The organism is Paracoccus sp. MBLB3053 (genome assembly GCF_031822435.1).
GTDB lineage: Bacteria > Pseudomonadota > Alphaproteobacteria > Rhodobacterales > Rhodobacteraceae > Paracoccus > Paracoccus aurantius.
This window is the reverse complement of record NZ_JAVQLW010000002.1, coordinates 391,271-405,447: the sequence shown is the minus strand read 5'-3', so window position 1 is coordinate 405,447 and position 14,177 is coordinate 391,271. Positions and strand designations below refer to the sequence as shown.

The following is a 14,177-nucleotide window of genomic DNA, read 5'->3' as shown; positions in this document are numbered from 1 at the left end:
GACGAGATCGGAAGTGGGGCGCTTATTGTTCCCGAATACAGACGCCTGCTGCGCGGTAAAGGGGCCGAACCAGCAAAGAGATGCAGTCGGCAGGTTCATATCTGTATCGGAATAATTCGCGCATTCTCGTCAATGCGCCTGAAATCATGCACGGAATGGAGGTTTCGCGTATATGCTTTGCCACAAGGGTCCTGCCCTTGACGGCGAAGGGTGGTTGCATTGAAGCGTTGCGGCGAGGAATTCCATGCATCAGCTCCTGTCATCGTCGGCGGTCGACCCTCGCCTGAGTTACACTTCATTCCACTTGATCCTTCGGCTTTGCTTTCAGTTCGCGGGTGGTTCTCAGCATGAATCCTTTGGCATTCCTTTCAGACCCTGTTCTTGCGCTGTTTCTCTGTCTTGGTCTTGGTCTTGGTCATCTGATCGGCCGCCTGCAGATCGGCCCGGTTTCGGTCGGGGGCGTGTGCGGGACGTTGTTTGTCGCGCTCGCCTTGGGGCAACTGGGCGTGCGCTTGCCTGATGAATTGAAGAACGCGGCATTCGCTCTTTTCATCTATTCGCTTGGCTTTACAGCCGGACCGCAGTTCTTTTCGAACATTCGCGGCGGAGCTCGCTACACCGTGTTTCCGGTGATCGAGGTCCTGGTCGCGCTGGCGCTCACGATGGTCGCAGTGGCGGCACTGAAGCTTGATCCGGGCACGGCGGCTGGACTCTTCGCCGGATCGGCCACGGAGTCCGCCGTGCTGGGCACGGCCTCTGAGGCAATCACCAAGCTTGCGCTCCCCCCCGATCAAACTGCCGGAATGCTGGCGAACATTGCCACTGCCTACAGTCTGACCTATCTGTTCGGGCTGATTTCGATCGTGATTTTCGTCACGCAGGTGGCGCCTGCCTTGCTGCGCAAGAGCGTCACGGTCGAGGCCAAGGCCCTGGCCGACCGGCTGGGTGCCGGAGAAGGCGGGCCGGACGACGGCGCCCTGCCCGTCATCGTCGAACGCGCCTTCGAGGTGGGTGGGCTCGCTGGAAAGTCGGCCCGCGAGTTTGAGGAACTTCGTCACTGGACGGTTGTCGTCCACGCCGTCCAGCGCGCGGGCCGGATCATGCATGTTGATCTTTCTTTCAGGTTCGAACCAGGCGATATCGTTCTGCTGCGCGGCAGGCGCAGCACTCTTATCGCGGCAAGCAGGATGCTTGGTCCCGAGGTCCTGCTGAGCGAAGGCACGGGATTTCAGGTGATCAGCCACGAGGTGGTGCTGTCGCGGGACGAAGCCTTTGGCCGCGAGTCGCGGGAACTGAGGTCCCTGGTCGCCCCCGAGGACCAGCGCGGTATCTTCATCACGGGGATCAAGCGCATGGGTCACGAGATCCCTGCCCTGCCCAAGACGATCCTGCAGGAAGGCGATGTACTGACGCTTTACGGCCCGCAGGATTCGGTGATGCGCGCGGTGCCTATTCTGGGGGAATCCCTGCCTCCCGGGGACAATACCGATTTCGTCTATCTCGGCGCCGGTATCGTTCTGGGACTGTTGATCGGGCATCTCAGCTTCAAGATGGGTGCGCTTGAACTGACCCTTGGGCTTGGTGGCGGTGCCTTGCTGTCCGGCTTGCTTTTCGGATGGCTGAACATGCGCCGTCCAAGGCATGGGGCAATGCCGGACGCGGCCGCGCATTTCGCCAAGGATTTCGGATTGGCCACGTTCATCGCGGCGATCGGCCTTGGAGCCGGCCCGGATGCAATCAAGCTGATGAAGGAATACGGGCTTGTCTTTCCCGTTCTTGGCGTCCTGTTGTCAGTGGCCCCGGCATTCGTTTCCCTGCTGGTCGGCGCGAAACTCATGCGTATTCCGATGCCCATCCTGTTGGGCGCCATCGCGGGGCAGCATTGCAGCACTCCCGCGATCAGCGCGCTGGTCAATATTGCGGGCAACACCACGCCGGTCATCGGTTATACCGTCACCTATGCCATTGCCAATGTCCTGCTGCCGCTGACGGGGCCAATTGTCGTGAACCTTGCGCGCGCAATAGGAGGCTCTCCATGACAGGGCTACATTCGTGCAGGATCAGTCACGGGTGATCGGGGCCAAACCGGGGGGCAGTCGTGCCTTCTCGAAAAGATCCTTGGCTCGAAAGGAAGAAGTCTTGCCCACATCCTGAAGATGGTTCGAAAGCCAGTCTTCGGCCCAGATCCTGCCGCGCGCAAACAGGAAATCGATATACTTCCATTCCGCATTGAGCTTGCTCGATGACGACATGTCCTGCAGATCGGTTTCACAATGGATCATGTGAAGCCTGACCTCGGCACCGGGCGGCAGTTCGACGATGCCGTCGTCGATAAGCTGTCGCATCGCGCCGAGCGCCCGGAATTCTTTCAGAAGGCTAGTATTGAAGCTGATTTCGTTGATCCGATTGATGATTTCTCGTGCCGATCCGGGTAGCTTGTCGCGGCGCATCGGGTTCAGCTGCACGATCAGGATATCGCGCACGCCGCTTTCCATGACCAGCGGGGTCAGGGCCGGATTGGCGGAGTAGCCGCCATCCCAATAGGCCTCGCCGTCTATCTCGACGGCCCGATACAGGAGCGGAAGACAGGCTGAGGCCATGACGGTGTCGCTGGAAAGCTCTCCGGTCGTGAAGATGCGGGGCAGTCCCGTGCGAACATTGGTGGCCGTGAGGTGCAGCTTCAGCCGTTCCGACCGGTTGATCGCGTCGAAATCAACCATCTTCGCCAGGAGATCGCGCAAGGGATTGAGATCGAACGGATTGAGCTCATAGGGGGAAAAGACCCGGCTCAACCCTTCGCTCACAAGATATCCGGGTGAATTGTCGAGCGAAAAATCCCCGCTCAGCCTGTCCCAGGGCGTGCGCTGGATCGGTGAATAGCGCGCTGCATCGCTGACAGCCTTCCAGAAGTCGAAAAGAGCCTTTCGCGCACCTTCTCGTCCGCCGACTTCCATGCCATGGGCCAGGACGACGGCGTTCATTGCGCCTGCACTGGTTCCGCTGATTTCCGTGAATTCAAGCCCGGGTTCCTCCAGCAGGCGGTCAAGGACACCCCAGGCCAAGGCCCCGTGTGACCCTCCGCCCTGCAATGCAAGGTTGATGGGCAAGCCGGTGTTGCGCATCAGTCCGACCTTCCTATTTTATGCTGCAATGCAGCATCCGACAATTCATCCCAGATTGCAACGACGTCTCGATCTGAATGAGGTTTGCGAAAATCTTGGGGGCCCGGGGGCACCCCAATCTGCGGCTTTATGCTGCACCGCAGCACAGTCCTTGTCATGGCTCCGGCCTGTCGCTCGCGATGGCTTCATGAGCGATTGCGGGTCGCCGGTTTGCAACACTCCCACGAGGAACAGCTCGCTGATAAAACGAAGTTTTGACAGCGTTCCGAGCCGGGCCGATACTTTTATGACGCAACTTTCGTCAGATACGAAGGATGGCTCGGCATGAAGAAAATCAAGACGAACTCTCGCGTTTCCCTGCTTGGTGGCTCGATCATAGCCCTGACGTCCTTCGGCCTGGCTGAACGGGCGCATGCCGTCGAGGGGGCCACCGGCTTTTACATCCTTGGGTCGAGAACCAGCTTGGGCGGTATCGTCGCGCCGCCTGGCACCTATACCCAGCAGAGCTTCTATTACTACGAAGGCTCGAACGGCGCCGAAATCGTGCGGAACGGCAAGCTGGAACTGGGCGTGGATGCCAAGGCCCTGCTGGGCCTTGCTTCCCTTCTCTGGGTCCCGACGACCGACCCGATCATGGGCGGTCGCCCCTATCTCAGCCTGACCCTGCCCTATGGCTACAAGGATGTGTCTGCGGACGGCACGCTTACTGTTCCAGGCGGCCCGGTGTTCCGTGCCGAACGGGGCGACGACAGCTTCACCTTCGGCGACCCGGTTGTCGGCGGCGGGATCGGTTGGGGCCAAGGCCCCGTCTTCGGGTCGCTGAACTTTCTCGTCAACGTTCCGATCGGAGATTATTCCGACACCCGAAGCTCGAACATTGCATTCAATCGTTGGGCCTATGACGTGACGGGTGCCGTGACCTGGATGAACCCCGAAACGGGTTGGCAGGCCAACTTTGCCACCGGGGTCACGTTCAACGGCGAAAATGACGACACGGATTACGACTCGGGCAATGAACTGCATGTCGAGGCATCGGTCGGCAAGGCGATCAACGAAAAGGTCACGCTGAGCCTTCAGGGCTATTACTACAAGCAGATCACCGGTGATAGCGGCGACGGGGCTCTCCTGGGCGATTTCGAGGGCGAGGTTTCGGCTCTCGGCCCTGCCATCGCATGGAACAGCGACTGGAACGGCACGCCGGTTTCGTTCGAGGCGCGCTGGTTCCACGAATTCGAGGCGAAGAACCGGCTCGAAGGTGACGCCGTCTTGTTCAACATCACCATACCGCTGGGCGGCTGATCCCCCATTCACCGACTGCCCGGGGTCAGGGCTCGGGCAGGTTGGTGGGAAAGATGATCTGCATGGGCAAGAAGCTTGGGCTTGCAGGCGACCGGGCATGGAGCTGGTCCAGCAGGACTTCGAACATGGTCTGGTGACGATGGGTCAGGACTGCGGTCATGAGCCCCTGCTGCAGCATCCGCCGCGTGCCCGCACTCAATCCGTGCCCGATCAGGGCGACCTCCCCGCACCGACCGGCGCGTCTGAGGGCGGTTGCGATGCCTTCGGAAGACCCGCCCACGTTGTAGATCCCGCAAAGGTCTGGAAACCGCTCCAACAGTTCCTGCGTCACCCGGCCGTTTGTGTCCGGGTCGTCCTTGCCTTCGATCGTCCCGGCCAGCGTCAATCGGGGATGGTCACGCAGGATGAGCTCCTGGAAACCTAGCTCCCTTTCGACATGTGAGCGAAAATTGCGGGTTGCGGCTATGACGGCAAGCTTGCCGGGCCTTTGCCCGTGCATGCGCGCCATCAGGAACGCAGCGGTCCGGCCCGCCGCCAGATTGTCGATCCCGATATAGGAATGCCGCTGGCTGCCGGTAATGTCGCTGATCAGGGTAATCACCTGCTTGCCGGCGGCGACGAGCGCGTTCGCCTCGTCCCGGACATCGGGATGATCGACGCCGAAAAACGCGATCGTGTCGCAACGCTTCCCCAATCGGCGGAGGTTGCGGGCAAGCTGCCCCGGATCCAGACAATCCAGCATGAAGCTGTGGATGCGCGATCCCCTGTCGCGGGCGCGTGCCCACAAGCGCAGATCATGGTTGAGCTGTTGCAGGAATGCGTTCGGCATATGTGGAAGGATCACGGTCAGCCGCTGGCGATCCGGCCGGCTCAGGCGCTGCAGCACGGTTTCGGGCAGATAGTTGCATTCGGCAGCAGCCCGCAGCACGCGTTCGGCAGTCGCAGGGCGGACATTGGGCCGACCATGCAGCACGCGGTCGACCGTGGCTTCGGACAAGCCTGCCAGCCTGGCCAGGTCCCGTATACCCGGTCGCTCAGTCATCGGACCTCAAAAACCATCAAGAAATTTGCATTGCCTGCGATATGCGCTTTCCGTAACCCTCAGGTCAAGCGCGGGAAGGGGAGCCCGTGCAGCATTGTTCTGGGAGGATCAGATGACGTTTTCGAACCGCTTGACGCGGCGCGGCATGCTCGCCGCCAGCGGTGCCGCCGTGGCCACCGCCTTCATCGCCAAGGGCGCACGCGCCGCGACCACGCTGCGCTACGGCCACATGCACACCCCGAATTCGATCGCCGGAGCGCAAGCCCAGTGGTTCGCCGATGCCGTGTCCGAAAAGACCGGCGGCGAACTCGCGATCCAGATCTTTCCCAATTCGCAATTGGGAAAGCTGCAGGAACTGGCCGAGGCGGTTTCGACCGGGACGATCGCCTTTTCGCATAACACGGCCGGCGCGATCGGCTCGCTCTATGCGCCCTTCGCCGCATTTGACACGCCGTATCTCTACCGCGACGTCGACCACCTGCTGAAAGTCATGTCGAGCGAAAGCCCGGTCATGCAGGACCTGAACCAGGGCTTGATCGGTGCGTCCGGGACGCGCGCGCTATACGCCTTCTACTTCGGGACACGGCAGTTGACGGCCAATCAGGCCATCAAGAAGCCTGCCGATCTTTCGGGAATAAAGATCCGCTCGATCCCCTTCCCGATCTACATGGCGACGGTCGAAGGGCTGGGCGCCGTTCCCGTGCCGGTAGACTGGTCCGAGGTTCCGACCGCCCTGGCTACCGGCGTTGTCGCCGGGCAGGAAAACCCGCTGAACGTGCTTGTCTCGGCCAATCTGGCCGATGTGCAAAGCCACCTCATGCTGACCGGCCATATATCTGCGGCGCAGGTCGTCATGATGAACGACGACGTGTGGAACGGGCTGTCCGACGCACATAAGGAAGCGGTCGCGCGGGCTGCCGAGGAAACCCGTGCCAAGGCCACCGCAGAGATGCTCGCCGCCGAGGAAAACGATCTGGCCACCCTTCGCGGAAAAGGCATGACCGTGATCGGGGAAGCCGAGGGCCTTGACGTTGCAGCCTTCCGCGAAAGCGTCAAGGCGAGGATCTCGAGCGAGTTCGACGGCGAATACGGTGATCTCTACGCCAAGATCTCAGCGATCGCATGACATGAGCGATCATCTGTCATTGACCAAGCCAGCATCCGTTCACCGGGTGCTGGACATGCTTTCGCATGCATTGCTGATGCTGACGACGGGGCTGATGCTGCTGATCCTGGCCTTGCTCGTGGCCCAGGTCGCCGCGCGCAACATCTGGCAAGTCGGCCTGCCCCGCGCCGAAGAAATCTCGCGCCTCGCGGGCGTGCTTGCGGTCTATCTGACCGCGCCCGTCTTGGCGCTCAGGGGGCAGCATGTCGCGGTGGATGTCTTCACCGGCATCATGCCGCGCCTGCCGAAACTGATCTGCCGCATCCTTGCCGAACTGTCGACGCTGGCCTTTTCGGTGCTGTCGGTCTGGGGCGGCTGGCTTTACCTGCAGCGCGCCTGGAAGTTCAAGACGCCGGCGCTGGGGTTGCAGAACATCTGGCTTTTCACGCCGGTCATGATCGCCCTCGCGCTGCTTGCCGTCATTTCGGTCTGGAGATTGGTCGAAATCTTGCGGGGGGAGGAAACCGCGAAGTGACGCTCTCACTGCTTCTGTTCTTTGTGGGTCTGCTTGTCATCGGCGCCCCGATTGCGGTTTGCCTGGGCTTGTCGGCCGCGGCGACGATCCTGATCTATCACTTGCCCGCCGGAGTGTTGCTGCAGCGCGCGGTCAACTCGATCGACAGCGGCCCGCTGCTTGCCGTGCCCATGTTCATCATGGCCGCCAGCCTGCTCACGGCGACCGGCGTCACCAGTTACATGTTCGATCTGGTCCGCATGATCGTCGGGCGTGTGCGGGGCGGCATGGCGCATGTGAACGTTCTGCTTTCGCTGATTTTTTCTGGGATGTCAGGTGCGGCGCTTGCCGATATCGGTGCCCTGGGTGGCATGCAGGTGCGCGAGATGGTCGGCCAGGGCTATTCGCGCCGCTTCGCGGCCGGGCTCACGATCGCGGCTGCGACCATCGGGCCGATTTTCCCGCCCTCGATACCTCTGATCATCTTTGCAACCGCGTCCGAGGTTTCCGCCGTCAAACTTCTGCTTGCCGGGATCGTGCCGGCCCTGCTGATCGCGGGCATGCTGATGGGTTACATCATGCTTGCCGCGCGACGGCAGGGGCTGCCGCGTGATGATGTTTCGCCCAGCCTTCCTGCCTTCCTGCGGCTGGCTGTGGTCTCGTTCCCGGCACTGCTGACGCCGGTTCTGCTGATCGGCGGCTTGTTGTCTGGCGTATTCGGTCCCACCGAGGCAGCCGGACTGACGGTGGCCTATGCGATCCTTATCGGGGTATTTGTCTATCGCAGGCTGCGTTTCTCGACGCTGGTCGCCTCGGCGCGCGAAACGGTGCTTGCGACGGCCAACATTCTTTTTGTCGTCGCGGCCGCCTCTGTCTTTGCCTGGGTTCTGACCATGGACCAGGTTCCGGCGCGGGCCAGCGCATGGATGCTGAGCGTTTCGGACAATCCGCTCGTGCTGCTGCTGATCCTTAATGTCGTGCTGCTTGTGGCCGGCATGGTGCTTGAAGGCATCGCGGCCATCCTGATCATTGCCCCGATCGTTACGCCCGCCCTGATCCAGGCCGGCGCCCCGGCCGAGCAGATCGGCATTGTCATGGTCCTGAACCTGATGCTCGGGCTGCTGACGCCACCGGTCGGGATGAGCCTTTACATGATGTCGATTGCTGCTCGGATGCCCTTCTCGGAAGTCGTGCGCGGGGTGGCCCCGTTCTTCGTTCCGCTTTTCACCGCGCTTGCGCTGGTCACCCTGTTTCCCGGTCTGACCGCCTGGCTGCCCAATTTCCTGATGGAGTAACCCATGAGCCGTTTTCTAGGCCCGATCCGCCAGCTTGGCTTCGTTGTTCCCGATATCGAGGAAGCGATGGATCATTGGACCCGTGTGATGGGTGTTGGCCCCTTCTATTACAATCCCCGCGTCCCGATCGAGGATTATCTGCATGACGGTGAGCGCCACGAACCCGAAAACTCGGTCGCGCTTGCCAATGCAGGTTATGTGCAGGTCGAACTGATCCAGTGCCGAAACGACGTGCCGTCGATGTACAAGGAATTCCGCGACGCGGGGAACTGGGGCCTTCAGCATACCGCCTATTGGACGCAGGACTATGACCGCGACCTTCGTCGCATGGAGGACGAGGGCTTTCGCGTTCGCATGTCCGGCAGGGTCGGCATCGACGGCCGCTTCGCCTATTTCGACCGCGAGACCCATCCCGGAACGGTGATCGAGCTGTCCGAGGTCAAGGGCCCCAAGGGGCGGCTGTTCGATCTGATCCGCGAGGCATCACAGGACTGGGATGGCAGCAACCCGGTCCGTCCCTTCCCCGATCTTGCGACGCTCTGAGCCATGATCCGCACAACCTATCATGTCGAAACCCCCTGCCCGATTGCCGATGTCGCGGCGATGATGGCGGGCGAGCAAAGCGCCGGAACCTTCGTTCGTGTCGAAGGCGAGACTGATGAACTGCGTGCGCGCTTCGGGGCGCGGGTCATTTCGACCGAGCAGATCGGCCAATCCGAGAAGCCGTCCCTGCGCAGCGCCTGGGCCGAGCGCAAGGGCCTGACCGGCCCGCGCGGCATCTTCCGGGTGGTGATCGACTACCCCGAGGAAAACGTTGGCGTGAACCTGCCCACTCTGGCATCGGTCGTGGCAGGCAATCTCTATGATCTGGGCGAGGTGTCGGGGCTGAAGCTGATCGATGTGTCGCTGCGACCGGATTATCGCGCGCGCTACGAAATGCCTGCTCAGGGTATCGCGGGCACCCGTGCGTCGATCGGGGTCGATGGTCGGCCCATTTTCGGCACGATCATCAAGCCGAATATCGGCCTTTCCCCCGAGGAAATTGCGGATCTGGTCGAGCGGCTTTGCGATGCCGGGGCGGATTTCATCAAGGATGATGAAATTGCTGGAACCCATCCCCATGCGCCGGTCGACGCCCGGATCAGAGCCGTGATGGAGCGCCTGCGCCGCCATCGCGACCGTACCGGCAAGCTCGTGATGATGGCTTTCAACATCACCGACGAAACCGACGCGATGCGTCGCCACGCCGACCTGATCGAAGTCGAAGGAGGAAGTTGCGCGATGGTTTCGCTGAACTGGTGCGGTCTTTCGGCGGTCCAGTCCCTTCGGCGGCATACGCAACTGGCGATCCACGGGCATCGGAATGGATATGGTGGCATGGGTCGGCATCCGCTGCTGGGCATGGGCGTCCGCGCCTATCAGGCACTATACCGTCTGGCGGGAATCGACCACATGCATGTCCATGGGATGGGCGGCAAGTTCTCGGACCTCGATGACGACGTGACCGATGCAGCGCGGCAATGTCTTGAGCGGATGAGCGATGCAGACGACCGGGTGATGCCCGTCTTTTCGTCGGGGCAGTGGGCGGGCACGCTGCCGCACACATTGCGCAAGGTCGGCTCGGACGACCTGATGTTCCTGTGTGGCGGCGGCATCATGGCCCATCCCCTTGGACCTTCGGCCGGTCTGGCGAGCCTCCAGCAGGCCCACGCCGCGATGCGCGCGGGGACATCGCTGGCAGATCATGCCAAAACCCATCCCGAGCTGGCAGCTGCGCTTGAGCGTTTCGGTCATGTCGGCTGAGGATCTGGAGGCTCGCCGATGACATATGTCTTCGTTGCGGATGATTTCACGGGGGCCTCGGATACATTGGCGACCCTGGCGCGAGCGGGGTTTCGCGCGCGGCTTTTCCGAGACCTTCCCGACCCCTCGGAAATCAATGGGCTGGACGCCTGGGGCATCGCCACCAATGCGCGCTCTCTCGGCTCTGCCGACATTACGGCGCTGGCGGCAAGAATCGGCCGGGGGCTCGCTGGCTATGCGCCCGATTTCGTGCATGTGAAGGTTTGCTCTACCTTCGACAGCAGCGCAGGAACCGGTAATATTGCCGCATTTGCACTCGGGCTGTCGGCCTCGCTCGGCATCGGGAAAGTCGCGGTCATCGGGGGGCAGCCGTCGCTTGGACGATATGCCGTCTTCGGCACGCTCTTCGCGCAGGGGCCGGATGGTGCCGTTCACCGGATTGACCGGCATCCCGTGATGTCCTGCCACCCCGTGACGCCCATGGATGAGGCGGATCTGATCCGCCATTTCACGCGGATCGGACTTGCGGGTCTTGCGCGTATCGATCGTGGTGCGCGGCTCCGTGCACCCTTTCCGCGTTTTTACGATATCTTCGACCAGGATGACGTCATCGCTGCCGGCGGAGCGCTGTTGGCCGAAGAAGGGCCGGTTCTGGTGATCGGTCCCTCCTCGGTCGCCGAGGCGTGGATCGCAAACCGGCCGCCAGCCGCGATATCGGGCAGGAACGATCTGCGCGGAGACGGTCCCGTATTCGCCTTTGCCGGCAGCCGCTCGCCCGGCACGACCGCCCAGATCGCGGCAGCGCGCGACATGACCCGCCTGCCAGTCGCGCCAGCGGACATCCTGCCGGGTGTTCCGGCACGGGATCTCGCGCTAGGCTGGGTCCGGGAACGCTTGTCGCGCGGTCAGGATTGTCTTGTTTATCTGACGGCCGATGTTGCCGGGGTGAGCCCGGCATGCATTGCCGATGCCAGCGCCGAATTCGTCCGGGATTCGCTGCGGGACGTGGCGGTTGCGGGTCTGATCGTGGCTGGAGGTGATACGTCGAGCGCGGTAGTCGGACACCTCGCGCCCGATTGTTTGGACTATGCCGCGGATATCTGCCCGGGCGTGCCTATCCTGATCGGAAGGCTCGCCGAGGATTATCTGCCCCTTGCCCTGAAAGGCGGACAGATGGGCGGAGATGATTTCTTCGACAGGGCGGTTCGCTGCCTCAAGGGGCAGGAAAGCTCCCCACCGGCCTGAGCATCCTTTGTGCTATGGTGGCAGAGACCGGCAAAGTCCCGCGGTCTGGTGCGCAAGTGTCTTGCCATCACGGTATCGTTGGCCCTAGCGATGCGAAGTCCCATTTGGTGTTTCGGTGGGGTTCTCTGCATTGCCGATCAGACGGAGTTTTATCTTGCGCCTTCGCAAACCCGCACTTTACGCCGCACTGGCTGCCATCACGCTAGGCCAACCGGTTCTGCCGATCATGTCCGGCCCGGCGCGGGCCGAGCAGGCCGCGGGGAAGTTTGCCCCCGAACTGGGGCAGTCGCAGGTCTTCAGTTTTGACGAGTTGACCTCGCGTGCTCGGGCCATCGCTGCCGAGCCCTATGTTCCGCCGAACGTCGAACAGCCCGAAGTTCTGGAAAAGATCGACTACGACGCCCATTGGAAGATCGCCTTCCGCCCCGAGACCACGGTCCGTGTGGGCGACGTGCCGGTCCAGTTCTTCCATCTCGGGACCTATTTCAGGAACCCCGTCAAGATCAGCGTGGTCGAGAACGGGAAATCCCGCGAAATCGGTTATGATCCCGCCTTCTTCGACATGCCCGAGGACAGTCCCGCCCACGAATTGACGCGCGGCACGGGCTTTGCCGGGTTCCGCCTCATGAACACGGATCTGAAGACCGACTGGATCAGCTTCCTCGGGGCTTCGTATTTCCGGACCTCTGGACCGCAGGGGCAATACGGGATGTCGGCGCGCGGGCTTGCGATCAATTCCGGCATGACCGAGCCAGAAGAGTTTCCCAGCTTTACCGAATTCTACATCGAAAAGCCCAAGTCCGGGCAAGCCGATGTCACCATATATGCCCTGATGGACAGCCCCTCGGTTGCCGGGGCCTATCGGATGGACATCAGCAAGGGCGGGCCCGGTGAAGGCCAGCGGATGGAGATTTCGTCGCGCCTGTTCTTCCGCAATGCGGTGGCGCGGCTCGGCATCGCGCCGTTAACCTCGATGTATTGGTATTCGGAAACGAACCGCGTGCTGGGCTTTGACTGGCGCCCGGAAGTGCATGATGCGGACGGGCTGATGATGGTGACCGGGAATGGCGAGCAGATCTGGCGCCCGCTGATGAACCCGCCGCGCGTCGTGACATCGAGCTATGTCACCGAGAATCCGCAGGGCTTCGGCCTTCTGCAGCGTGACCGTCGCTTTGAAAACTACGAGGATGACGGAGTATTCTACGAAAAGCGGGCCTCTGTCTGGATCGCGCCGAAGGGTGACTGGGGCAAGGGCCAGGTCCAGCTGGTCGAGATCCCGACCGATGACGAGATCTATGATAACATCGTTTCGTTCTGGAATCCCGAGCAGCAACCGCAGGCCGGGCAGCAGATGGATTTCGACTATACGCTGACCTGGATGAACGATGCCCCGGTTCCCCAACCGCTGGCGCGCACCGTCGCCACCCGCATCGGAGCGGGCGGCGTTCCCGGCCATCCCCGACCCAAGGAGCATCTGAAGATCGCGATCGACTTTGAAGGCCCGACGGTTTCCGGGCTTGGTCAGCAGGATGGCGTCGAACCTGTCGTGACCGTGCCGGAAGGCGTCGAGATCGTTCAATCCTATGCTCTGCCGGTCGTCGGCACTGGCCGGTGGCGGATGATCTTCGATATCGCGGCAGAAGGTGTCGAGACCGCGGACATCCGCGCCTATCTCGTACGCGATGGCCAGCCCCTGACCGAGACCTGGCTGGGCCAGGTCCATCCGGCGCAGTTCGACCGTATCCGGCCCGGAGCCGGCCCTTCGGGCGGGAACTGATCGGCGGAACTGTCTGGGGGGACGTCAGGCGTCCTGCGCAACCGTCAGCTGGGTTTCGCGCCGTGAACGTAGCAGGGTGTATATGCCGCTTGCGACGATCACGGCGCTACCAAGAAGCGTCATCGCATCCGGTCGTTCGGCAAAGACGATCGAGGCAAGGATCAGCGCAAAGACCAGCCGCGTATAGCGGAAGGGTGTGACGACGGCGACCTCGCCGACCCGCATGGCTGCCGTCAGCGCATAATAGGCGGCAACGCCGACGACGGAAGCCGTCCCGACCGTGGCGAATGCGGCGGACGTCGGCCAGACCGCTCCGCCCGTGACGGCCAGAAGCACGGCTCCTGCAGGCACCAGGGCGAGAAAGCCGTAGACGCCCAGCACCAGGTTCGAAAGTGTTTTTGGTGCGCCGCGCGTGGCAAGGTCACGCAGCGCAAATCCAAGCATCCCGGCCAGGGCGGCCAGTGCCCCCCAGCTCAGTTCCACGCCGGGCCTCAGGACGATGAGCACACCCACGAAGCCCGTGGCGATGGCAGTCCAGCGCCGCCAGCCGACCCGCTCGCCGAAGAAGATGGCCGCCCCTGCCACGACCACCAGCGGTGTTGCCTGCAGCAACGCAGAGACAGTGGAAAGCGGTGCCAGCGCAAGCGAAAGCGTAAAGAACAGACGTCCGCAGATTTCCGCCAGCGCCTTCGCCCCGACGACGGGATGAAGCAGATTTGGATGCAGCAGGCGATCACCACGCGAACGCGCGAGGAGCGCGAAGAGGATGGTGCCGAAGCTGCCGAACATGATGAGGATCTGGCCAACCTGCAACTCATCTGTGACGGATTTCAGCAGCATGTCTTCGACCGCAAAGCCTGCCATTGCGGCCACCATCAGTGCCGCGCCCCGAAAATTGCTGCTCATGATGTTCCCTCTGATCTCATCGCCGCGTAGCTTTGTTGCGGGGGAAAGCCAAGCGGCCCCCGATGAGGG

12 protein-coding genes are annotated in these 14,177 nt (G+C 62.1%); 9 read left to right on the top strand and 3 right to left on the bottom strand.

Annotated features, from left to right (window positions below; all coding sequences use genetic code 11):
* The first annotated feature begins 347 nt into the window (after window positions 1-347).
* On the top strand, window positions 348-2,039 hold the full coding sequence (gene aspT / locus RGQ15_RS16010) for an aspartate-alanine antiporter (RefSeq protein WP_311161588.1): 1,692 nt from the start codon (window positions 348-350) through the stop codon (window positions 2,037-2,039).
* A gap of 21 nt (window positions 2,040-2,060) precedes the next feature.
* Here the strand turns inward: aspT and RGQ15_RS16005 are convergent, their stop codons facing one another.
* A complete protein-coding gene (locus tag RGQ15_RS16005) occupies window positions 2,061-3,122 on the bottom strand; it encodes a patatin-like phospholipase family protein (protein WP_311161586.1) in 1,062 nt (353 codons plus the stop codon).
* 324 nt (window positions 3,123-3,446) lie between these two features.
* Between RGQ15_RS16005 and RGQ15_RS16000 the strand changes: the two genes are divergently transcribed.
* Window positions 3,447-4,421, top strand: coding sequence for a SphA family protein (locus tag RGQ15_RS16000; protein WP_311161584.1), 975 nt, complete (start codon window positions 3,447-3,449; stop codon window positions 4,419-4,421).
* Between the two features lie 25 nt (window positions 4,422-4,446).
* On the opposite strand, the gene RGQ15_RS15995 is transcribed toward RGQ15_RS16000, so the two are convergent.
* Window positions 4,447-5,463 (bottom strand): LacI family DNA-binding transcriptional regulator, encoded by a 1,017-nt coding sequence (locus RGQ15_RS15995; protein WP_311161583.1) that lies wholly within the window; start codon window positions 5,461-5,463, stop codon window positions 4,447-4,449.
* Window positions 5,464-5,575: 112 nt separating this feature from the next.
* Between RGQ15_RS15995 and RGQ15_RS15990 the strand changes: the two genes are divergently transcribed.
* From RGQ15_RS15990 to RGQ15_RS15960, 7 genes are all read left to right on the top strand, one after another.
* A complete protein-coding gene (locus RGQ15_RS15990) occupies window positions 5,576-6,589 on the top strand; it encodes a TRAP transporter substrate-binding protein (RefSeq protein ID WP_311161581.1) in 1,014 nt (337 codons plus the stop codon).
* 1 nt (window position 6,590) lies between these two features.
* Window positions 6,591-7,103 carry a TRAP transporter small permease gene (locus tag RGQ15_RS15985; protein ID WP_311161579.1) on the top strand — a complete coding sequence of 171 codons (513 nt, stop codon included), beginning with the start codon at window positions 6,591-6,593 and terminating at the stop codon, window positions 7,101-7,103.
* Window positions 7,100-8,377 (top strand): TRAP transporter large permease, encoded by a 1,278-nt coding sequence (locus tag RGQ15_RS15980; RefSeq protein ID WP_311161578.1) that lies wholly within the window; start codon window positions 7,100-7,102, stop codon window positions 8,375-8,377. The genes RGQ15_RS15985 and RGQ15_RS15980 overlap by 4 nt, the downstream gene beginning before the upstream one ends.
* Window positions 8,378-8,380: 3 nt before the next feature.
* Complete coding sequence (locus RGQ15_RS15975; protein WP_311161577.1) at window positions 8,381-8,920, top strand: VOC family protein; 540 nt, start codon at window positions 8,381-8,383, stop codon at window positions 8,918-8,920.
* Between the two features lie 3 nt (window positions 8,921-8,923).
* Complete coding sequence (locus tag RGQ15_RS15970) at window positions 8,924-10,180, top strand: RuBisCO large subunit C-terminal-like domain-containing protein (RefSeq protein WP_311161576.1); 1,257 nt, start codon at window positions 8,924-8,926, stop codon at window positions 10,178-10,180.
* Window positions 10,181-10,198: 18 nt separating this feature from the next.
* Window positions 10,199-11,425 (top strand): four-carbon acid sugar kinase family protein, encoded by a 1,227-nt coding sequence (locus RGQ15_RS15965; RefSeq protein WP_311161575.1) that lies wholly within the window; start codon window positions 10,199-10,201, stop codon window positions 11,423-11,425.
* A gap of 154 nt (window positions 11,426-11,579) precedes the next feature.
* The gene (locus RGQ15_RS15960) at window positions 11,580-13,202 is read left to right on the top strand and encodes a glucan biosynthesis protein (protein ID WP_311161574.1); all 1,623 of its coding nucleotides are present in this window, start codon (window positions 11,580-11,582) and stop codon (window positions 13,200-13,202) included.
* 24 nt (window positions 13,203-13,226) lie between these two features.
* On the opposite strand, the gene RGQ15_RS15955 is transcribed toward RGQ15_RS15960, so the two are convergent.
* Window positions 13,227-14,108, bottom strand: a complete 882-nt coding sequence (locus tag RGQ15_RS15955) for a DMT family transporter (RefSeq protein WP_311161573.1) — start codon at window positions 14,106-14,108, stop codon at window positions 13,227-13,229.
* Between the last annotated feature and the right edge of the window lie 69 nt (window positions 14,109-14,177).